Here is a 19,848-nt window from a genome sequence, read left to right on the forward strand (position 1 = left end):
GCTTACTCAACACAATCGTTTCTTCCCCGTATTTATTTTCTAAGCAATCGTTTGTTTGGAAAATAATAAATATAAGAAATATGGAGCTCCTAGGACCGCAATTAAAATCCCAGTAGGAATCTCACCACTTGGTAGAATCACTCGTGTAAGAACATCTGCAATCGTTACAAAAAATGCCCCAAATAATCCACTCAAGATCAAGGACAGTTGATTTTCTCTTCTGACGACAAATTTAGCCAAATGAGGAGCTAACAAACCGACAAAAGATAAGCTGCCAGCTACCGCAACGCTTCCGCAGGCTAAAGCAACAGCGAGTATCAATAGGATTTTTTGACTTTTCTGCACGTCTAATCCTAGACTTTGCGCTCTTTCTTGACCAAAAGATAATAAACCAATTCGTCGACTGTAAATCAGCACGAAAGGAAGCAAAATGACTGCCCAAGGTAACAATGAGAAAACATATGGCCAACTAGCTCCCCAAAGTGAACCTGCTAACCATGCATTAACAAAACCATAGTTTTCTTTCGACAATTTAATCGTAAATAAAAGCATCAATGCCGACAATCCAGCATTGACTGCAATTCCTGATAGTAAAAGCCGGTTCATCCCTAAAAAACTATTTCTCGTATAAGCAAACAAGTACACAAGTAAAGCTGCAAGCAAGCCGCCTAGAAAAGCCACGATCAATAGTAAAAACGGAAAAGTTTGGTTGGCATAAAAGCCCAAATAAATCATAACGAAAAAACCTGCTCCAGCGTTAATGCCCAATATGCCAGCATCAGCTAGTCTATTTCTGGTAACTCCCTGCAAGATAAAGCCTGAAATACCTAAACACATACCAGCAAGAAGACTGATTAATAGACGAGGGGCACGAAATTCATAAACAATCAACTCTTGGATTGCCGAACCCTTCCCTTGAAACACCTCAGCTAATTGATCAAATGGAATAAATGGTGTGCCAATCATTAAACTTGCAACTATACTAACAACTAATAAAACAAATAAAACAACTAGTGATCGGTAACTTCTTTTCATCCTTGTTCCCTCCTTACTTGGAGTAGTAAAAACGGTACACCGATCAAGGAAATAATTAAGCCGAATGGCGTTTCAAATGGCGGATTGATCATTCGTGCAACATAATCCGCCAACATCACTAATCCTCCACCTACTAAAAAAGAGGCTGGTAAAACATACCGATAATCGGAACCAATGATTCCCCGGACGATTGGTGGAACCATCAATCCAATAAATGAAACTGGTCCAACTAACGACACCGCCATTGCAGCTAACCCCGCCACTAATACAAATGCAAAAAATCTGATCCGCCCAGGGTTGCCTCCTAATGCCAAGGCATGTGACTCACTTAAGTTGACCAACGAGATGGAGCGACCTAACAAAAAGGAGCCACTAACTGTCAACAGGTAAATTGGAGCCAAAATTTCCAATTGATGCCAAGTGACATTCGCAGCGCCTCCCACGAACCAAAACGCCAAGTCTTGTTGCAAATTGAATAGTTGTGTCAGCGCTTGACTAATAGCTGTAAAAAAAGTACTGATCGCAACACCTGCTAAAATCAATTGAAGTGGATTCATCCCCATTTTTGAAAAACGTAAGAAACCAAAAACAAATAACGTAACTACCAACGAACCAAGTAATGACAGTAAAAAAACAGAAAAAGCAGAAGCTTGTGGCCAAAACGCAAAACAAAGAGCCATTGCAAGTGATGCTCCTGCATTAATTCCTAATAACCCTGAATCAGCTAAAGGATTCCGTGTCACACCTTGCATCAATGCGCCACTAAGAGCAAAACAGCTTCCGACTAAGAAAGCCCCAAGCACTCGAGGCAACCGAATCGTTCGGATAATCAACTGCGATTGAACTGAGTCGTCAAATTTAAAAATCGCTTGCCACAAATTAGAAAAGTCGACAACCGCCGCTCCATTGGCTAACGCAAAGAAAAATATACTAACTACTCCTAGCAACAATAGGGAAAGAATCATTCGTTTCCTCTTTGTCTTCATTGTTCATCCTCCTTACGATCATTGATTAAATCGTAAGACAAAACAACGGGTTTATTCGTTTCAGGCAATTCGATGATCTGCGCTTCAATTTCATAGATTTCCCTCATCCATGACGTTGTGATTACTTCATCAGGTGTGCCTTGAACCACTATTTGTCCTGCTTTCATTCCAATTAAATAGTCAGAAAAGCGAGAAGCGTGATTGATGTCATGGATCGACATTAAAATGGTTGTCTGTTTGATATGATTGATCTCTTTCAGTAAATGTAAGATTTCCAATTGATGCGCAGGATCTAAAAAAGTGGTTGGCTCATCTAAAATCAAAATATCCGCTTCTTGGGCTAAAGCCATCGCAATCCAAACTCGTTGCGCTTGTCCACCTGATAGACTCGAAAGCTCCCTTTCTTTCAACTTAGTTAGTTGTGTCGCTTCCAACGCCCATTGGATAGCATGTAGATCTTCTTCATTTAATCCACTAAAAAATTTTTGATAAGGATAACGACCATAAGAGACCACCTCTTCGACAGTCATGCCTAAAGGGTGTTCACTACTTTGGGCTAACAGTGCAATTTTTTGCGCTAACATCTTAGGACTATATGTAGAAATTTCAGATCCATCTACGATAATCTTTCCTTCTTTGACAGGTAACAGTCGAGTAAAACTTTTTAATAAAGTTGATTTACCACTGCCATTAGGACCAATCAAACTTGTCACTTTTCCTTCTGGTATCTTGATAGACATTTTTTCAATCACTTGTTTATTTAAGTAACCCGTTGTAATATCAACAGCTTCAATCGTCGTCAAATTTTTCATCCTTTCCCTGAAAATCATTCTCAATTATGAAGCTCCTTCACAAATTCGTCAAGTTTTACTCTAAATGGCTCTTTCCCGAAAATAGTTGACATGACCACTATTGTCAGGAATAATATCAATTGAGAATGATTATCAATGAAAATCCCTTCAGGAGGAAAAAATGAAACTAAAAAAGAATATCTTTACCATTGGGGCCACAGTGTTGCTGCTTAGTTTACTTAGCGCCTGCTCTTCTTCAAATAATTCATCCAATTCAACTGACACAGCAGGTAATGAAACAACTGCAAAAACTCACCTAGTGACTGATGCCTTGGGTCATAAAGTCGAGATCCCTAATCAACCAAAACGAATCATCGGGAGTTACCTCGAAGACTATCTTATCGCTTTAGGTGAAAAACCTGTTGCTCAATGGACAGTTGGTAGTGGATCGATTCAACATTATTTACAAAAAGAATTAAAAGATGTTCCCACGATCTCTTATGATCTTCCGTATGAAAAAGTCTTAAGTTATGAACCCGATCTTTTATTGATCTCTTCTTCGGCTACAGTTGAAGGAGGTAAATACGAGCAATACAGCAAAATTGCGCCAACCTATGTCGTAAAAAATGGGAATGATGTCACTTGGGAAACCCAACTAAAAGATATCGGAAAAGCATTAAATAAAGAACAAGCAGCAGAAAAAATCATTACTGATTACCAAAAAAAGGTGAAAGCCACTAGACAAGAACTCGCAGATAAAATCAACGGCAAAACGGCTGCTGTTTTATGGGTGACGAATAACTCAGCATTTATGGTTAGTGAAACACGTTCAAGTGGAAGAATCATTTACGGTGATCTTAAATTTGGTGTGCCAAATCTAGTTACTGAAATCTCTAAAAGTGCAACTTCAGATTGGTCAGCTGTCTCTGCAGAAAAATTAGCAGAATTAGATGCAGACTATCTCATCTTAGTCAACAGTGATGAAAAAGCTGCGATGTTTAATGAAGCAACTTGGCAAAATTTAAAAGCGGTCAAAGAAAATCATGTCTTAGAATTTGGTCCTGAATCTAGTTGGCTCTATAATGGTCCAATAGCTAGTCAAAATATGATCAATGATATCAAAAATAATTTGAAATAAATCATCTGAACAAGAATAGACGTTCACCTTCCTTTCTTTACAAATTGGAGTGAACGTCTTTTTTTATTTAACTATGTGCTAAACCACTTTGCTCATTTTTTGCCATTTCTGAAATCGATGAGGGTATTGATTTTCTTGGTTGACAATTCCTTCATGTTCTTCCACTAATTCAAAACCTGTAAAATCGATTTCTCCAATAAATGTATCCCCCTCAAACTCTGCATCAATTAATGTTCGCCAGATGATTTTTGTTTCTGGTAACAAAGCTTGAAAAATTCGACTTCCTCCTGACACATAGATATCTTCAGGTATATCTTTTGCATATGCCAAAAGTTCATCAATCGAATGAAGGACTTCCGCATTTTTTTCTACTTTAAAATCTTTTTGAGTAGTTAACACAATGATATGCCGATAAGGAAGAGACAATTTGCCCATGCCTTCATATGTCTTTCTTCCCATCACTAATATTTTATCCATCGTATGTTCCCGAAAAAAACGCATATCGTTTGGTAACCTCCAAGGAAGCAGGCCATCTTTTCCAATCAAACCATTCTTGTCTTGTGCCCACATTGAAATAAACATGTGTTTCATCCTCTCAAACTGAATTTGAACAAACGATTTCAATCATACAAGAAAAACGACCCTGTTACAAGAAAAAGAGTCGCTTGTCAGGTTTATGGTTTCATTCAACCTTCACTATTAAAAAAAGTCTAGCTTCCTAAAAAGGATTCTAGACTTACGCTGAACTAATTATTTAGTTTCACGGTGTAAAGTAACTTTACGTTCGCGTGGGCAATATTTTTGTTTTTCCAAACGATCAGGGTTGTTACGTTTGTTTTTGCTTGTTAGGTAGTTACGTTCTTTACAAGAAGTACACTCTAAAGTAATGTTTACGCGCATGTTTTTCCCTCCCATTTTTTACTAGAATCCTCTAAGATGACTCTCAGACTTGATTATCTTACCATGATTTCCACTAGATTGCTAGCCTTTTTACAAAATTTGTTAAGTAAAACTACTTGACGAAAGTGATCTAAATAACTACTTGCTAAACAAAATCTTTTCCTTTTCCAACTATTGCGCTTACACTTGAAGTATAAATAATTTTTGAGGAGGAAGATTTTATGCCTTGGAATATGAAAGATTATCCGCCTGCAATGAAAAATTTAGAAGAGTTAACACGAAAGAAAGCAATCGATATCGGTAACGCCTTGCTTGCAGAAGGCTATCCTGATGATCGTGCTATTCCGATTGCTATCAAACAAGCCAAAGAATGGTCAGAAGATGCTACTTCTACTGAAAAAAAAGAGTTTTCTCAAGAAAAAAATCCAACAAAGCATGATTCTCACGACACAAATCCAAGAGCTTCTAAATTATTGACAGCCAACGTGATCGTAAAATTTGAAGAAGATAAGTGGATGGTCCAATCAGAGGGAGCTAAAAAAGCAAGTAATCATTTTGATACGAAAGAAAAAGCGATTGAAAAAGGGAAAGAAATTGCTCAAAACAAAAACACATCATTAATTATCTACAAAAAAGACGGAACGAAAGAAAGAGAAATAAACTATTAATAAAAAACAACTCCTCCACAATAAAGGAGGAGTTGTTCACTGTTAAAAAGGAATAAAATCAATCCGCTCGAAGCGGGATGTTCTTTTGCTTCGCTAACTGATTACTTTTTAGACTGTTACATAATCGATTGCTTCAGCCTTAGGGATTTCTTCGTCAACGAAGAAAACTTTATACCAAGTTAAAAAGCTGAAAATCGTCCAAATTTTTCGTTGTTCTTCATGACGCCCTTCATGATGGTCATTTAACAACTTCATAATTTTTTCTTGATCAAAGAATTCTTTGGCAAAATCAGCCTCAAATAATTCTTTGACTTGTTGATAGCCATGGTCTTCTTTCAACCAAGCTTTGATTGGTACTGGGAAACCAAGTTTTACACGGTTAGACCATTCTTCTGGCAAATGTTTATTTGCTGCTTGTCGGAAAATATCTTTGGTATTATTTTGATTTAACAGATACTTACTTGGGATCTGTTCTGCCAATCTCATCACTTCGATGTCAAGTAACGGTACGCGTACTTCAAGTGAGCTAGCCATTGATAATTTATCCGCTTTTAATAAAATATCTTTTGGCATCCATTGATGAAGGTCAACGTATTGCATTTTGTTCACTTCATCTTCGATTTTTTCAGTTTTAGCATAATGGACTGCCATAATCTCCTGAACGGAAGGAGCCTTTTGGTATTCTTGTGTTAAAATATCTGACGCTTCGTTTTCTTCAAACACTCGGGCATGACCAATAAAATATTCTTTCGCAGGAGCTAAAGATTCATATAAATGGATTCTACCGTGGAAGTTTTTCATCTTGCCAATTTTTCGTCCCAAGTTATAACGTGTTCCTTTTGGTAGTTTCTTCAACCCTTGAGCAATGACACGAATAACTTTTGAATTCGTATGGAACCCATAAGTTTGGTATCCCGCAAATAGTTCATCTGCCCCTTCACCTGATTGGACAACTCGAACACTTTGCGAAGCCAAGTTTGCTAAGAAATAAAGTGGGACACATGAAGGATTCGAATCTGGCTCATCTAAATGGTATTGAATCAAAGGAAAAGCTTTAAATGACATATCTCCATCGATGACAGCTGCTGTATTATCTAAGTCCAAAAGTTCTGTTAACTTTCTAGCTTCAATAGCTTCATTATATGTTTTATCATCAAACCCAATTGAAAAAGAATGATCAGGTTTTAATACAGAAGTCACATAGCTTGAATCTACCCCACTAGATAAGAATGAGCCAACTTCTACATCGCTGATCGTATGTGCTTTAATCGATGATTCAACTGTTTCATCAATCTTATCGATCCATTCTTTCCGTGAATAGTTTTGTTTTTCTTCAAAATTAGCATCCCAATATTGATGAATCGCTAACTTATTATCTTTGTAAGTGAAATAATGACCTTCTGGCAAACGGTGAACCCCTTTAAAAAAGGTTTCTCCATTTAATGGTGAATATTGAAATGTCATATAAGGTTTCAAGGCTTCTTTATTCAATTCTTTATGAAAATCTGGATGTGGTAAAAAGCTTTTGATTTCTGATCCGAACATAAATGTGCCGTTCATTTCCGCATAATAATATGGTTTGATTCCAAAATGATCCCGAGCACCAAATAATTCATTGCGTTTATTGTCCCAGATTGCAAAGGCAAACATACCCCGAACCTTTTGTAATAGATCAGTTCCCCATTCTTCATAACCATGCAACAATACTTCTGTATCCGCATGTGTTTGAAAAATATGTCCAGCTGCAATCAGCTCTTCTCTAAGAGGTTGGTAATTATAGATTTCCCCATTAAAAATGATGACTTTTGTTCGATCTTCATTATAGATAGGTTGTTTTCCACCCTCTAAGTCGATAATACTTAATCTTCTAAATCCTAAAGCAACATGCTGGTCAATATAATCACCCGAACTATTCGGTCCCCGATGAACGATTCGATCCATCATGTCGTTTACGATTGCTTTTTTATTGTCTTTGTCGTTAATAAATCCTACAATTCCACACATTTTATTTTTCACATCCTAGATAATAATTACTATTACTTTGTTTCGTCCATAAGCATCTTATCATAGAGGCTATTAAATCTTGAAATAATAGCTCTCTTACAGTTTCGTCACATGAAATAACAGTGAATATTTTTGAGTTCTACTATAAAAAAAGTAGTCCTATTAATTAATTTAACATGTTTTGACTAAGGAAGCTATTTTGTTTAGCAAAGACTTGAAAAATATTCATTATTATTTAATCATCTCTATCATTTAACCAATCAAAAGATAGTCCTTACTAAATAATCCGCTCTAATTAAGTTACGAGCGATTTCCAATAAGACTTGTTTGATTTTACTCTTAAACCTTCTTGTCGTGAAAGAAATTCAGTTGGAACAATCTCGTTTAAAAACAAGAATATATTTTCCACTTACAAATAAACCTAACTAGATCTGACCTCATCTCGCCTAGTATCTGGTTTATATTTTCATTTCTATTTCTTCGAACATAGCTGAGAAGACTTTGTTCGTTTACTTATCTCTAAAACTATATTTTTTTTGATTCATTCATGTTATTATTATGAAGGATCTTTATTGGAAAGGGTAATGTTATGAAAGTATCAATTGTGGTTCCATGCTATAACGAAGAAAAAACAGTTCCTCTTTTTTTTAACGAGGTCGAAAAATTTAAGGGAATACATGAATTTGAATATTTGTTTATTGATGATGGTTCAAGAGATAATACATTACAAGCAATCAAAGCATTAGCTAATGACCATGAATATGTACGCTTTATTTCCTTTTCTCGAAATTTTGGGAAAGAAGCTGCTTTATATGCCGGTTTACAAGCTTCTACTGGCGACCTTGTCTCTGTAATGGATGTTGATCTACAAGATCCACCTGATCTATTACCAGAAATGATTGAAACAATTATGCAGTCTGATATTGATTGCGTCGGTACTCGTCGTTCGACTCGTGACGGTGAACCACCGATCCGTAGTTTTTTTGCTAAGAAATTTTATCAGCTAATCAATAAAATCAGTGATACTGAAATGGTTGACGGAGCGAGAGATTTCCGTTTAATGACTCGCCAAATGGTTGATGCTATCTTGGAATTAACTGAATACAACCGCTTTTCGAAAGGCTTGTTCAGTTGGGTTGGTTTTAAAACCAAGTATATTTCCTTTGAAAACCGTGAACGAGTAGCTGGTGAAACCTCTTGGTCTTTTTGGAAATTATTTAATTACTCTATTGATGGAATCGTCAACTTTTCAGATGCACCATTAACAATTGCTTCATTCGTGGGGGCATTATCATGTATTGGTTCAGGTCTTGCTATTTTATTTATTATTTTACGTGCCCTGTTGTATGGTGATCCTACAGCTGGTTGGCCTTCCATGGTCTCTATTTTCTTGTTTATCGGAGGTATCCAATTATTGTGTCTTGGAATAATTGGCAAATACATTGGAAAAATCTTTTTAGAAACCAAACAACGTCCAGTGTATATTATCAGAGAGACTGAAAAAATTAATCCAAAAAACTATCAAAGCGAGAAATAAAAAAACTCAAGTTGTAACGATCTCAATAGTTAGTGATCTAACTGTTGGATTTCCTACAACTTGAGTCTTTTTTTATTTTCATCTATTTATGATGGTCAAAACAATGGTCCCAATCCCCAGCATAGTCAAACTAAATTGTACGAGTTCTGCTTTTTGCGGATTCCAGGTTTTCAACAATTCTTTTACCAGCATTAACACTAAAATTCCTACAACAATATATAAAATATAATAAGTTCTCATTCCTGAAGCCCAGATCGTAGGAGAAAATCCCATAATTATTCTTGAACAAGCGCCCATCATCATTAACAACATAAGAAAAGATGCTGTTTTTTTATTTTCAAAACTTAAGTAAATCCCTAGGAGCAAACAAGCCAATAAACCTAAAACAAGTAAAGTCGCTAGCCATGATCCAGGATGAGTAAGTGATAGATTCGTTCCAGTATCGGTAAATAGCTTTGTTAAGTGATTGCTATCCCATATTTGTGCACGACTATTGCCACGAATGTGTATAAAACTTTCACCCATCGTATTCCCTAGATAGATAATCAGATTCAAGAAAAAAGGTATAGCAGATAATAAGCGGCCATAATAATTTTTGCACTTGTTATAAGAAAGTAAAAAAACAAATAAGAACAAAATTAAGAACAATACATTTGTATCTAGAAAAAAAGGCTTTCCAAAAGAAGAAATACCCAAATCCAATTTAGTAATAAACCCAAATTGATCATATTGAGGAAACCACTTACTAATTTCTTGAGATGTCCTGATGGCATTCCCCGGTGTTGTCAACGAAAATAGTAACTCAATAAAACTTATGAGCAATGGGAGAATCAATAAGCGATGATATGCTCTTTTATATAATAAATAGCCAGTTATAATGGCCGTTAAAGTAAAAAAGCACGCATTCACTTGTTCTTGGTTAGCAGCAAATATCAGGAAAGGCAAACTAAACCAATAAATACTAGGAGTGATAGCTCTTCCTTTCAAGCGTTGGAAGAATGGGAAAAAAGCGAATAAGCAAAATGAAACGGACCATTGATAATTCAAAGTTGTCGACTCCCAGCCTGTTTCCCCCATCACGGTAAGTGGGACTAAGCAGTAGACAGATGTAACTAGCAACACGTTCTTACCATCCAATTTTTCAAAAACATACTTACAAATCATCAGGACCGTGCCCAACATGATGATTGAATTGACAAATTTCCACAGCAGAAAATGTTTAGAAAAAAACATCATAAACAGCTCTATGATAATTCTCGAACTCCAAGTTTTATAATGTTCGATCGAAGCTCCTAAATACCCTAGTTGGTCTAATCTATTTGAGTAAACTAAATCGTCTGCTCTAAATGATGGCATATATAGATTGAAAAATAAAAAACCAAGCCAAATAACTAAAAGCAAAAAAAATAATTCTTTATTAATTCTTTTTTTATTCCAGTACATTATTAAACTCCTTTTTATAATTTATCCCAGCAATTATAACACAGAGGCATCTGTTTCCTATATTTTTTTCATCCTTTTATTTTTAAATAATGAACAAACTGGTCACTTTATCAAAAATAAACATAACGATTAACAGGTTTCATTCATTGGTTTTCCAAAGCGTTTGATCAACCATATTCGGCTAAAAAAGTATTCATTACTTGTTAATAAAACTTTACAAGAAAAATAAGTACTCCAAACAAATAACACCGCATAATTTTTGAAACATTCATAAATCCCCCCTTCTAAATGATATCGTTCATGAAGAGACAAAAGTTACAATAACTATCGATAGGCATCTGACGGAAATTCGGAATACAAAAAGAGGTTATGAAAACATTGGGTAGCTCCAATGACAATAAGCTTCTGCTTAAACACTATTGATTCATTTTTTGAGTAAAGTGTGGGTTTAATGTCGCACCATCAGAATAGTCTTTCGGGGGAGTCAAAAAATAATTCAGATTAAAAAACACAACAAAAAAGACACGACCTAAATCGTGTCTAACCGTTGGTATATAAGGAAGGTACAGGATTTGAACCTGCGCGCCGGTATTAGCCGGTTCGCCGGATTTCGAGTCCGGTGCATTACCACTCTGCCAACCTTCCATACCTATTATTTTTAAACTTTTTTTAGTAAAAAGTCAAGCCTATTTCCCGATAGAAATCAAAAACCGGCATATTTATTTTATGTGAAGACAAAAAAACACAAGAATCATTTTCTGCTCCTTCTTAAATAGTGCCCAATGTGAAGTAAGAAAGAGTATTGGAATGAACCTTGTGTTATCACACTTCATAAGTAGATCTAACTAATTGTTTCAGGATTTTCTAAAGAAAGAATAGAATCAATCGTTCGCTTGATGAACGAAATAATTTGTTCTTCAGTTGGGTGCATGATGTTTGAAGACATTAAAGATGCGATTCCGGTAACTGCAACCCAGGTTCCAGTGTGTAATGCATCAACGTATTCATCTGACAACTGGTTGTATCGATGATCTTGTTTGACGATTTCACGGAAATAGTTATAAGAAAAATCATGCATTTTTTGTCCATCGCCATGTTCGTCGATATATAATGCCATGTAAAGACTATGATGTTTTTTTGCAAAGTAGATATAGTTTAATCCTAGGTCAATAATTTTATCTCCAGTACGTTCAACTGGAAAAACATTTTCTTTGAGTTGTTCAAAAATTGAGTCTAATAAAGTATTTTTTAGATCCTCCATGTTTTTGAACTCTAAATAAATAGGTTGTGTGGATATACCCATTTTTTTAGCAATATTTCTCGCAGTAAACCCTTTAAAACCTTCCTTTGCAACAACATCATAAGCAGCTTTTAGAATTTGATCTTTAGTATAGACTTTTCTTCTCATTAAAACTCCCCCACTTCTTACTGCAGTATATGTTGTTTTATTGTAACCGATATACACAGTTTTTGGCAAATAATTTACTCAAAACGTTATATTTTAAGTTTTTTTCTTATTTATTTTTAACAATGATACAATATTATTTAAGAATAAACAAAAATACTGTTTCCCCTTACAAAAATTGATTTTTCTGTAACTGTTAGTTGACCAAAAGATTTCTTTCACGTTATAGTTAAAGAAAACGACAAAGAAGGTATGTAATGGTTAATAAAAACGACGTTATTTATATTCACCCCATCAAAAAAAAGCCATCTCAAAAAAATAAGTATTTTTATTTAACATTTACTGGCTTGTTTTTTCTAATAATCGGACTTGTTTCTGGACATCCGGTTGAAACTATTGAGGGGCTCAACAATATCCTTACTTCTCCTAGTAATCTGATGACCGATTATTTGGCAATAGGTGGTTTTGGAAGCGCATTTATCAATGTTGGTATCCTGACTTTGTTGTCCGTACTTCTTTGCTATCATCATAAAGTCTATCTAAATGGACTAATCTTTGCTTCTGTATTAACCGTCACAGGCTTTTCTTTTTTTGGAAAAAATCTGTATAACTCTCTTTCCATTATTTTGGGTGTCTATCTCTATGCACGTTTTGTACATAAACCATTTTCACAGTATATTATGGTTGGCTTATTTGCTAGTGCCTTGTCACCTGTAGTTAGTTATATCACTTTCGGTATGAACTTACCATCGGGCTTAGGTATTTTATTTGGTAATCTGACTGGTATACTCGTTGGTTTTTTACTCCCTCCTTTGGCATCGCATACCCTTATTTTTCATCGCGGATTCAATTTGTATAATATTGGTTTTACTTCTGGATTGATCGCCATGGTCGTGGCTGGTATCCTTCGGTTATTTGATTTTCCAATTGAAGTTCAATCGTTCGTTTCAACAGGCTACCATCAAGAACTTACATTAGTCATTTTTCTTTTTTTTAGTTTAACTACGCTATTTGGTCTTTTTATTAATTCATGGAAGCTCACTGGTTTACATGACATTTTTCAAACTTCAGGAAAAGTAACTACTGATTTTATGGCGATCTCAAGTATCGGTGCCACCTTACTAAACATGGGGTTAGTAGGGCTGATGCTTTCCATCTATGTTCTTCTTATTGGTGGTGAATTCAACGGCCCGATTATTGGTGCAATCCTATCTTCAGTTGGATTCAGTGCCTTTGGTTGTCATCTAAAGAACAGTTTCCCCATACTTATAGGGATTTATCTTGCTTCATATCTGGCTACTATCCATGATGCCTCTCAAACAACAATGATCGTAGCAGCGATATTTGGTACTGCACTTGCTCCTATTAGTGGTTTTTATGGTAGTATTTTTGGTATTTTGGCTGGATTTTTGCATATTGTCTTAGTCCATAACGTCAGTGCATTACATGGCGGATTAAGCCTATATAATAGTGGATTCTCAACTGGATTCGTTGCAGGTTTTCTTGTACCGATCTTAGACAGCCTGACTGTTGGCAGAAAGGAAAAGGATGGCATTGGAAAAAGAATTATCAAAAAGAATCATTAGTGAATTTTTAACCTATCTTTATTCTCACGAGATCACTGAAATAAGGATTGGGCTAGAATCAGCACCCGAAGGATTATATATTGAAATTCAAGGAACTTGTTATTCTCCTCCTTCTGATTTGCATGAGTTAGCGGAAATGCTCAATGAACCAAGAAATCCTACTATGGATCTATATTACCAAGAGCTTGGAAATGTTTTTCTGGATCAATCAGATTTCCGATTACTTGGAAGTCTGATTGATGATGTGGAACTCATGTACGAACTTCCCATCTTAAATATAAAAGTATTTAGACGAATCCTTTGATTCAACAGGCTTAGTGAAAAGACAAAATGAGGCACTGATTTTCACTCCCCTGAGATATTCCCTTTAGCTTTCATATAGTTATGGCGTTCAGAGTATTCTATCCACGTAAATAAGCTAGAAACGCATAAGAGGTAAAGCAAAAACTTCTTCTTTTAGTATCCTCAGCTTATTTTAAAGATTTAATACTTGAACGCCGATTTTTCATTTAATAGAGGATATTTTTTCCTAAAACTACAGGCACAAAAATAATACTTCAAATACATCTCTAGTTGGATGTTTTTGAATCGTTTTTAAATTATACTTATTACAACTTACAAAATTGTTTGATAACTGTCATTTAAAATAGTGGCACAAAGAGTCACTAATAAAGTACATTAGTAATATAAGAAAACGTATCAAAGGAGTTGATAGACGTTGAACATTGCAGCATCACGGAAATTGATCAATTTTATATCTATCATTGGATTAGTAATTTCGATAGGCTTAACGATTTATTTTATCAATTTGGGTGTATTTAAAGATTTAAATTCTTTAAGAGGATTAGTTGGAGATTCAATTATCTTAGGTCCTATCATTTTCATCTTAATCCAAATCCTGCAAGTTGTTATTCCAATCATTCCTGGAGGGATAAGTACAGCAGCCGGTGTATTAATTTTTGGACCTTATGCTGGTTTTCTTTATAATTATGTAGGGATTTGTATCGGTTCGATCATCATCTTTTTACTTGGTCGACGGTATGGTAAACCATTTATTTTATCTATGGTCAGTGACAAGACGTATAACAAGTATGTTGGTTGGCTCGATAACCAGAATCGCTTTGAAAAGTTATTTGCTTTAGCAATTTTTCTACCAGTGGCCCCTGATGATGCGCTTTGTTTAATGGCTGGTCTAACAAATATTTCTGTAAAAAAATATACTTGGATCATTTTATTGGCGAAACCCCTCTCGATTTTCTTATACAGCATGGCTTTGATTTATGGTGGACATTTCTTAAGTGGATTACTAGGATAGTTTATGATAAGTGGGCGTACTGCGTTAAGTATTTGCGCAATCTGTCCACTTATTTTTACGTTATAATATTTATGGTAGGTGATTGAATGTTAATTTATTTAAAAAGAAGTTTAGGAAATGCTTGGGACTTTCTTAAAGGAACTCAAGCATATTTTCGTGATGTTTTGATTATGCATTTATTTATTTTATTTATTTGTTTACCCTTATTGAATAGTACGACCAGATTCATCTTGAATCGAGGAGCCATTGATTATATATCTAGTGATAATATCTCTACGATCCTTTCACAGCACCCAGGTGTCTTATTGTCTTTGACTGCTGTCTTATTAACTATCTTACTCCTAGTTTATTTTGAGTTTACTTTTTTATTGATGAGTGTTTACTTTATTAAGAAACAAACACCTATCTCGTTGAAACAGTTACTTCAAGCAACGTTTCGTCAATTAAAAAAAATACGCCCATTGACTTTTCTTTTTTTCTTAGCTTATTTCGTACTTATTTTACCGATTAGTGGGTTAAGTTTTAATTCTGATTTACTATCTAAAGTTAAAATCCCAGCTTTTATCATGGATTTTATTTTTACTAATCGTTGGATCGTGGTTAGCAGCTTCATTCTGTTTTATATCTTTTTAGCTTACATTGGTATCCGTCTCATTTTTGCCTTACCAGAAATGATTCTACGTGATCGACTATTTAAACAAGCGGTTAAAGAAAGTTGGTATTTAACCAAATCACGTTTTTTTGCAATCCTTGGACAGTTCATCATTATTGGTGGTAGTATTTTACTCATTTCATTTGCCGGCTATTTAATTGTGCTCCTCTCACAAATAATTGTAGAACAATTTTTCCCTAATTATTCATTGATTAGCGCTGTTTTTGCAATGACGATTCTTCAAGCTATCCTTTTATTCAACATCGTTATGTCAACAGTCGGAATTTTTTACATTATTATTGATTTCATGGATGATGAAGGTTTTCTTCCTGAGACTCCTAACTGGTTTCGTTTAGAATCTCCTAACAAACGTTTTTCTGTTCTTAAAAATACAAGCTTAGTTTTATTTGCTGTATTTTTTGGTGTAGGTGTTTGTCTCTACAATATGGATTATTTGACTTCTGCTTCTCAAACGAAACCTGTAACGATTTCTCATCGTGGTGTCAGTGGAGGTAACAGTGCCCAAAATACTTTAGCTGCTTTAGAAAAAACAAGTCGTACCTACCATCCTGATTATGTGGAGATGGATGTACAAGAAACCAAAGATGGTCAATTCGTTGTCATGCATGATTTTAACTTAAAAAAATTAACAGGGATAAATAAAGCACCACAAGATCTAACCTTGAAAGAATTAGAAAAGTTAAAAGTAACTGAAAACGGTGCGAAAGAACCTGTCGTTTCCTTTGATACTTATTTAAAGAGAGCCAATGAATTAAATCAAAAACTTTTAATCGAAATCAAAAATTCAAAAAATGATTCTAAAGATATCGTTGATCGCTTTGTCAAAAAATATGAAGAAAACATTTTAACTCATCAGCATATTCTACAAAGTCTTACGTATCAGACGGTATCTGATCTGAAAAATGCCAATCCTAATTTTTATGTAGGCTACATCCTACCATTCAATATTGTTGGACCACCAGTTACTCCGGCCGACTTTTTGACGATGGAGTATAGTACGATCAATCGGAATTTTATTGATTCAGCTCATCAAGATGGTAAAAAAGTGTATGTCTGGACGGTTAACGACTCAGATGGAATCAGTCGTATGATGTTTTATGGCGTTGATGGGATCATTACTGATCAAATGACTATCTTAAATGAAAATATCAAAGCAATGGATGAAGAGATCACCTATTCAGATAAATTATTGAATTTCGTTTTAGGTGTTGGTTAAAAAAAGAGCCCCATGGATTGAATCCATGGGGTTCTTTTTCAATTACTTTATCTTTCTCTCGCGCTTTTCACCGCACGAACCACTGCTAAGATTGCCGGAATAGCAGAAATAACTGCTAAGATAATGCCCATTTTACCTGAACTCTTTCTTTTTTGCATGTTTTTTCGCTCCCTTCTCTCTCCTCTAATTATAGAGAAGTTTACGATATTTCTCAAAAAAAGTGTTTATGAAACCAAAGCAGATTCTGCTACTGTATAAATTTCGTCCAGTTTAACTAGTAGACGAAACTTACTATCGTAAACAGCCAACCGATCTCTCTGATCATAGCTTTCTACAAAAATAACAGCCGTATTAGTATATGTACGTTCCACGCAACCAATCACTTCATAGTTCACTCCAATCGGTTTGCATATGTATGACTTGCCTATTTCTAATTTTAACATCTCTCAATTCCCTCCTTTATTTTGTTAATCTTTAATTTATAATAACAAAAAAAAGATGATTTGAAAACGATTTATTGAATTTTTTTATATTTTTTCTTAGAATTACACGATTTCAATCTAGTTCCCCCTTTTTCTCACATAACTAATACCAAGATATAATTGTAATTTATAAGTGACAGATTTGTTTGAAACTGTTAGCCTTTTGTTCGTGTAAACCTCCGAAAAAGCATCTAAACTATTCTGTGAGGAGGGAATTTCATGATTGTTATTCAAGCTACTGTATTTATCCTGTTATTGATTGGATTGCTTATTGGACTCACAGAAAATTAAGAATCCCTTGTTGACATAGCAATTAATTGCGAAAAAAAAATAAGGGTGCTACACTAATTACAGGAAGGAAAATTTAACAGAAAATTCCAACCACAATTTACATTAATAAAAAAAGAGGTGACTTACATGACATTTACTAAAACAAATATTGAATACCGAGTTGCATTTGATACTGTATCCAATCAATTTATGGCAATTGATGCTACAAATGAAAACAACGTAGCATTTGGTATCACGATTGAACAAGCTGTCCGTGCATTAAATGAATCCAAATAAGGAGTGAATCATTTCTAATGACCGAAAACAACTCGGGATCGAAAAAAGAATAAAGACGTTTGCAACTAATACAGTTAGCAAACGTCTTTTATTATTTATTCAATTTGAGTTTGTGCTTTATTTTCCCCCATGAAATTTTGCTGATTCCCAGAAAGATTAGAACCATCGCAATTTGCATGATTGGTACTCCTGCCCCCGTATACACACTTAGAAAATAATCTTTTTGCTCTGGCGAGTAGGAACAAAACCATGAAACCCCAAATAAAAATAAAAACTGGGTCAATATCAAACCACTAGTAATGACTAGTGCAGAACAATAAAAACCACGATCTTTTTTAGCATAGATTGAACCTAAGATCAAAAATAAAAATCCTAAAATCGCTAAACATAGAACAACACCACTTGTCTTTTGATAAATCGCAATCATAATATTAGAGATTTTCGCTGTTTTTGATAAAACTAAAATTGGCGGTTGTGGATCTTCACTATTAATCCAATTATTCAATAAAGGAACCCGCAAAAAGTTTTGCGCTGCTTCTACATCCGCATGGGTTCCAAAACTGTAATTCCCTCCTTGATGAAAATCTTTGTAAAATAAATTGTCACTATAAGCTGTCCTAAAAAAATCTAAGAGTACTGGAATATCCTCGGCAATCTTCCCATCTCCTGTACTCATTAAGTAAACTTCACGTTTCTTCTTCAAATCTCCCTTACGATAAGCAGCCCTTAACTCTTGATTGACTTGTTTCCAAAAATCATTGGTTTCTTTTGCGTTATTTTGATAGTAGCCAGACTCATTCAACACATCTCGCAGTGCCCAAAAAATAATGTCTCCCTTTAATTCCTTTACTTTTCCTGCCTGAGTCCAAGCATGTGTCGTATATAATTCTTTGATTCTAGCAGCTTCTTTAGCAAAAGCAGGTGACACAGCTAATGCTTTATTTAACGCTTCATGAGAAACCCAAATCCTACTGTTCTCTTTGTTTATGTTCGTTCCATCATCTATTCGAATCAAGTTCTTCATCAATTGAGCAAACTCTCCGCTCGTACGATCATTGACTACTGCAAGATGATAGACTTCTTCATTTTTATGCTTAATCATTTGGTTTGTCACGATAAAGCTGATCATAGGAAGAAAAAACAAACTGAGCTTGATCAGTTTTCTTCGATCAAAGGTAATTTGTGAAAGAAACTTTTCAACAGTTTTCGTTGGTCTAAAATCCACTCCTAATAAAATCTGAACAAAACTAATGATTAAGGCTGCCAGAACAAACGGCAACAACCAGAGTGAATCTTCGCGAATATACCAGTAAAATGGAAAGATTAGAGACAACAAGAAAAACCAAGGTAAAATAGTTTTTGTTGCACGATATTTACGATAATAAATAGCTAATAAACAAGCAACGATAATTACGACAGATGGAATTACAATGGCGTTTCGATAAATACGTGTCGAATATTCATGGGTAAAACCGATTGGTGAAAATAAAAAAAAGACATAGATAAAAAACAAGATACTATTCTTTTTAACGATCGGCTTTACACTCAGTGTAATCAGCACGCTAGCTAAAATATTAAACCCACCTAATAATAGCGAGTATGGTAGCTGAATTTTATTGGCAAAAGCTAAAAATAAGCTATAAGAAATACCTTTTGATAAAGTTTTAGCATTGTACTCTCCTAACCACTGCCCGTCCACTAAGTTACGGGCATAATGAATAAAAAGCTGGTCATCATAGCTAGCTGTCATATCGATGCTGTAAGTCGCTTTGTAATAGAGATAAAGACGTATTAGTGTAAGAATTAGAGCGATACCACAAATAAAATAAAGTTGTTTTTGCCTAACATACTGAAGCATTTCCTTTACTCTATCCATGTACCCTAACCTTTCCTCCGCCTTTCTTCTTGATACTAATCATATTTGATAATTTATTTTTTACCAATTCACTCAACTCCTTATTCAATAAGCCTCTAATAAGTATAGCAAAAATTCATTTCATTGATATTAACCTTAAAAGATTCTTATTAACTTGTTTGATTGCTTTTTTAGCAGGTTCTAAGCGTTAAAAACAAGAATTATACTGTACTAACTTAATGACTGA

18 protein-coding genes and 1 tRNA gene are annotated in these 19,848 nt (G+C 34.7%); 8 read left to right on the forward strand and 11 right to left on the reverse strand.

The genetic code is table 11. The annotated features are described in order from the left end of the window. Window positions 1-39: 39 nt before the first annotated feature. The 3 genes from IGJ32_RS07985 to IGJ32_RS07995 are packed head-to-tail and all read right to left on the reverse strand — an operon-like array spanning window position 40 to window position 2,851. Window positions 40-1,035: a FecCD family ABC transporter permease gene (locus IGJ32_RS07985; protein ID WP_342082006.1), complete on the reverse strand. Its 996-nt coding sequence runs from the start codon at window positions 1,033-1,035 to the stop codon at window positions 40-42. Next, window positions 1,032-2,021 carry a FecCD family ABC transporter permease gene (locus IGJ32_RS07990; RefSeq protein ID WP_014834567.1) on the reverse strand — a complete coding sequence of 330 codons (990 nt, stop codon included), beginning with the start codon at window positions 2,019-2,021 and terminating at the stop codon, window positions 1,032-1,034. The genes IGJ32_RS07985 and IGJ32_RS07990 overlap by 4 nt, the downstream gene beginning before the upstream one ends. After that, a complete protein-coding gene (locus IGJ32_RS07995) occupies window positions 2,018-2,851 on the reverse strand; it encodes an ABC transporter ATP-binding protein (protein ID WP_172595703.1) in 834 nt (277 codons plus the stop codon). Before IGJ32_RS07995 ends, IGJ32_RS07990 begins: the two co-directional genes overlap by 4 nt. 142 nt (window positions 2,852-2,993) lie before the next feature. Here IGJ32_RS07995 and IGJ32_RS08000 point away from each other — a divergent pair, with 142 nt between their 5' ends. Next, window positions 2,994-3,950, forward strand: a complete 957-nt coding sequence (locus IGJ32_RS08000; RefSeq protein WP_342082007.1) for an ABC transporter substrate-binding protein — start codon at window positions 2,994-2,996, stop codon at window positions 3,948-3,950. Window positions 3,951-4,028: 78 nt separating this feature from the next. Here the strand turns inward: IGJ32_RS08000 and IGJ32_RS08005 are convergent, their stop codons facing one another. Next, a complete protein-coding gene (locus IGJ32_RS08005; protein ID WP_010718835.1) occupies window positions 4,029-4,532 on the reverse strand; it encodes a dihydrofolate reductase in 504 nt (167 codons plus the stop codon). Window positions 4,533-4,700: 168 nt separating this feature from the next. Further along, entirely contained in the window at window positions 4,701-4,865 is a 165-nt protein-coding gene (gene rpmG / locus IGJ32_RS08010) for a 50S ribosomal protein L33 (RefSeq protein ID WP_002320810.1), read from the reverse strand. Window positions 4,866-5,071: 206 nt separating this feature from the next. On the opposite strand from rpmG, the gene IGJ32_RS08015 reads away from it, so the two are divergent. Continuing rightward, window positions 5,072-5,518, forward strand: a complete 447-nt coding sequence (locus IGJ32_RS08015) for a DUF2188 domain-containing protein (protein WP_010737808.1) — start codon at window positions 5,072-5,074, stop codon at window positions 5,516-5,518. A gap of 108 nt (window positions 5,519-5,626) precedes the next feature. On the opposite strand, the gene asnB is transcribed toward IGJ32_RS08015, so the two are convergent. Beyond that, window positions 5,627-7,522, reverse strand: a complete 1,896-nt coding sequence (gene asnB / locus IGJ32_RS08020) for an asparagine synthase (glutamine-hydrolyzing) (protein WP_342082008.1) — start codon at window positions 7,520-7,522, stop codon at window positions 5,627-5,629. A 589-nt stretch (window positions 7,523-8,111) separates the two neighbouring features. Here asnB and IGJ32_RS08025 point away from each other — a divergent pair. After that, window positions 8,112-9,059: a glycosyltransferase family 2 protein gene (locus IGJ32_RS08025; protein ID WP_010718832.1), complete on the forward strand. Its 948-nt coding sequence runs from the start codon at window positions 8,112-8,114 to the stop codon at window positions 9,057-9,059. Between the two features lie 78 nt (window positions 9,060-9,137). Here IGJ32_RS08025 and IGJ32_RS08030 read toward each other — a convergent pair whose 3' ends face one another. From IGJ32_RS08030 to IGJ32_RS08040, 3 genes are all read right to left on the reverse strand, one after another. Further along, window positions 9,138-10,502 (reverse strand): DUF6056 family protein, encoded by a 1,365-nt coding sequence (locus tag IGJ32_RS08030; RefSeq protein WP_342082009.1) that lies wholly within the window; start codon window positions 10,500-10,502, stop codon window positions 9,138-9,140. 557 nt (window positions 10,503-11,059) lie between these two features. Continuing rightward, window positions 11,060-11,147 (reverse strand) — tRNA-Ser (locus IGJ32_RS08035). Window positions 11,148-11,343: 196 nt separating this feature from the next. Next, window positions 11,344-11,910, reverse strand: coding sequence for a TetR/AcrR family transcriptional regulator (locus tag IGJ32_RS08040; RefSeq protein WP_010737811.1), 567 nt, complete (start codon window positions 11,908-11,910; stop codon window positions 11,344-11,346). A 254-nt stretch (window positions 11,911-12,164) separates the two neighbouring features. On the opposite strand from IGJ32_RS08040, the gene IGJ32_RS08045 reads away from it, so the two are divergent. The 4 genes from IGJ32_RS08045 to IGJ32_RS08060 all read left to right on the forward strand — a co-directional run bounded on the left by IGJ32_RS08045 (window position 12,165) and on the right by IGJ32_RS08060 (window position 16,697). Beyond that, on the forward strand, window positions 12,165-13,493 hold the full coding sequence (locus IGJ32_RS08045) for a DUF1576 domain-containing protein (RefSeq protein WP_342082010.1): 1,329 nt from the start codon (window positions 12,165-12,167) through the stop codon (window positions 13,491-13,493). Beyond that, the gene (locus IGJ32_RS08050) at window positions 13,462-13,797 is read left to right on the forward strand and encodes a hypothetical protein (protein ID WP_179293194.1); all 336 of its coding nucleotides are present in this window, start codon (window positions 13,462-13,464) and stop codon (window positions 13,795-13,797) included. Before IGJ32_RS08045 ends, IGJ32_RS08050 begins: the two co-directional genes overlap by 32 nt. 414 nt (window positions 13,798-14,211) lie before the next feature. Continuing rightward, window positions 14,212-14,808: a TVP38/TMEM64 family protein gene (locus IGJ32_RS08055; protein WP_342082011.1), complete on the forward strand. Its 597-nt coding sequence runs from the start codon at window positions 14,212-14,214 to the stop codon at window positions 14,806-14,808. Window positions 14,809-14,894: 86 nt separating this feature from the next. Further along, window positions 14,895-16,697, forward strand: a complete 1,803-nt coding sequence (locus IGJ32_RS08060; RefSeq protein ID WP_430610374.1) for a glycerophosphoryl diester phosphodiesterase membrane domain-containing protein — start codon at window positions 14,895-14,897, stop codon at window positions 16,695-16,697. Window positions 16,698-16,921: 224 nt separating this feature from the next. Here the strand turns inward: IGJ32_RS08060 and IGJ32_RS08065 are convergent, their stop codons facing one another. Then, the gene (locus tag IGJ32_RS08065) at window positions 16,922-17,140 is read right to left on the reverse strand and encodes a hypothetical protein (protein WP_010737815.1); all 219 of its coding nucleotides are present in this window, start codon (window positions 17,138-17,140) and stop codon (window positions 16,922-16,924) included. A gap of 456 nt (window positions 17,141-17,596) precedes the next feature. Between IGJ32_RS08065 and IGJ32_RS08070 the strand changes: the two genes are divergently transcribed. After that, a complete protein-coding gene (locus IGJ32_RS08070; RefSeq protein ID WP_010718765.1) occupies window positions 17,597-17,746 on the forward strand; it encodes a hypothetical protein in 150 nt (49 codons plus the stop codon). Between the two features lie 91 nt (window positions 17,747-17,837). On the opposite strand, the gene IGJ32_RS08075 is transcribed toward IGJ32_RS08070, so the two are convergent. Further along, complete coding sequence (locus IGJ32_RS08075) at window positions 17,838-19,622, reverse strand: hypothetical protein (protein WP_053766673.1); 1,785 nt, start codon at window positions 19,620-19,622, stop codon at window positions 17,838-17,840. Window positions 19,623-19,848: the final 226 nt, after the last annotated feature.

Origin of the sequence: Enterococcus sp. DIV1639a (assembly GCF_050530445.1) — a bacterium.
GTDB classification, from domain to species: domain Bacteria; phylum Bacillota; class Bacilli; order Lactobacillales; family Enterococcaceae; genus Enterococcus_B; species Enterococcus_B hirae.

Coding starts and splice junctions, on each gene's coding strand:
- IGJ32_RS07985 (WP_342082006.1), bottom strand. CDS start 1,035: ATGAAAAGAAGTTACCGATCACTAGTTGTTTTATTTGTTTTATTAGTT.
- IGJ32_RS07990 (WP_014834567.1), bottom strand. CDS start 2,021: ATGAAGACAAAGAGGAAACGAATGATTCTTTCCCTATTGTTGCTAGGA.
- IGJ32_RS07995 (WP_172595703.1), bottom strand. CDS start 2,851: ATGATTTTCAGGGAAAGGATGAAAAATTTGACGACGATTGAAGCTGTT.
- IGJ32_RS08000 (WP_342082007.1), top strand. CDS start 2,994: ATGAAACTAAAAAAGAATATCTTTACCATTGGGGCCACAGTGTTGCTG.
- IGJ32_RS08005 (WP_010718835.1), bottom strand. CDS start 4,532: ATGTTTATTTCAATGTGGGCACAAGACAAGAATGGTTTGATTGGAAAA.
- rpmG (WP_002320810.1), bottom strand. CDS start 4,865: ATGGGAGGGAAAAACATGCGCGTAAACATTACTTTAGAGTGTACTTCT.
- IGJ32_RS08015 (WP_010737808.1), top strand. CDS start 5,072: ATGCCTTGGAATATGAAAGATTATCCGCCTGCAATGAAAAATTTAGAA.
- asnB (WP_342082008.1), bottom strand. CDS start 7,522: ATGTGTGGAATTGTAGGATTTATTAACGACAAAGACAATAAAAAAGCA.
- IGJ32_RS08025 (WP_010718832.1), top strand. CDS start 8,112: ATGAAAGTATCAATTGTGGTTCCATGCTATAACGAAGAAAAAACAGTT.
- IGJ32_RS08030 (WP_342082009.1), bottom strand. CDS start 10,502: ATGTACTGGAATAAAAAAAGAATTAATAAAGAATTATTTTTTTTGCTT.
- IGJ32_RS08040 (WP_010737811.1), bottom strand. CDS start 11,910: ATGAGAAGAAAAGTCTATACTAAAGATCAAATTCTAAAAGCTGCTTAT.
- IGJ32_RS08045 (WP_342082010.1), top strand. CDS start 12,165: ATGGTTAATAAAAACGACGTTATTTATATTCACCCCATCAAAAAAAAG.
- IGJ32_RS08060 (WP_430610374.1), top strand. CDS start 14,895: ATGTTAATTTATTTAAAAAGAAGTTTAGGAAATGCTTGGGACTTTCTT.
- IGJ32_RS08065 (WP_010737815.1), bottom strand. CDS start 17,140: ATGTTAAAATTAGAAATAGGCAAGTCATACATATGCAAACCGATTGGA.
- IGJ32_RS08070 (WP_010718765.1), top strand. CDS start 17,597: ATGACATTTACTAAAACAAATATTGAATACCGAGTTGCATTTGATACT.
- IGJ32_RS08075 (WP_053766673.1), bottom strand. CDS start 19,622: ATGGATAGAGTAAAGGAAATGCTTCAGTATGTTAGGCAAAAACAACTT.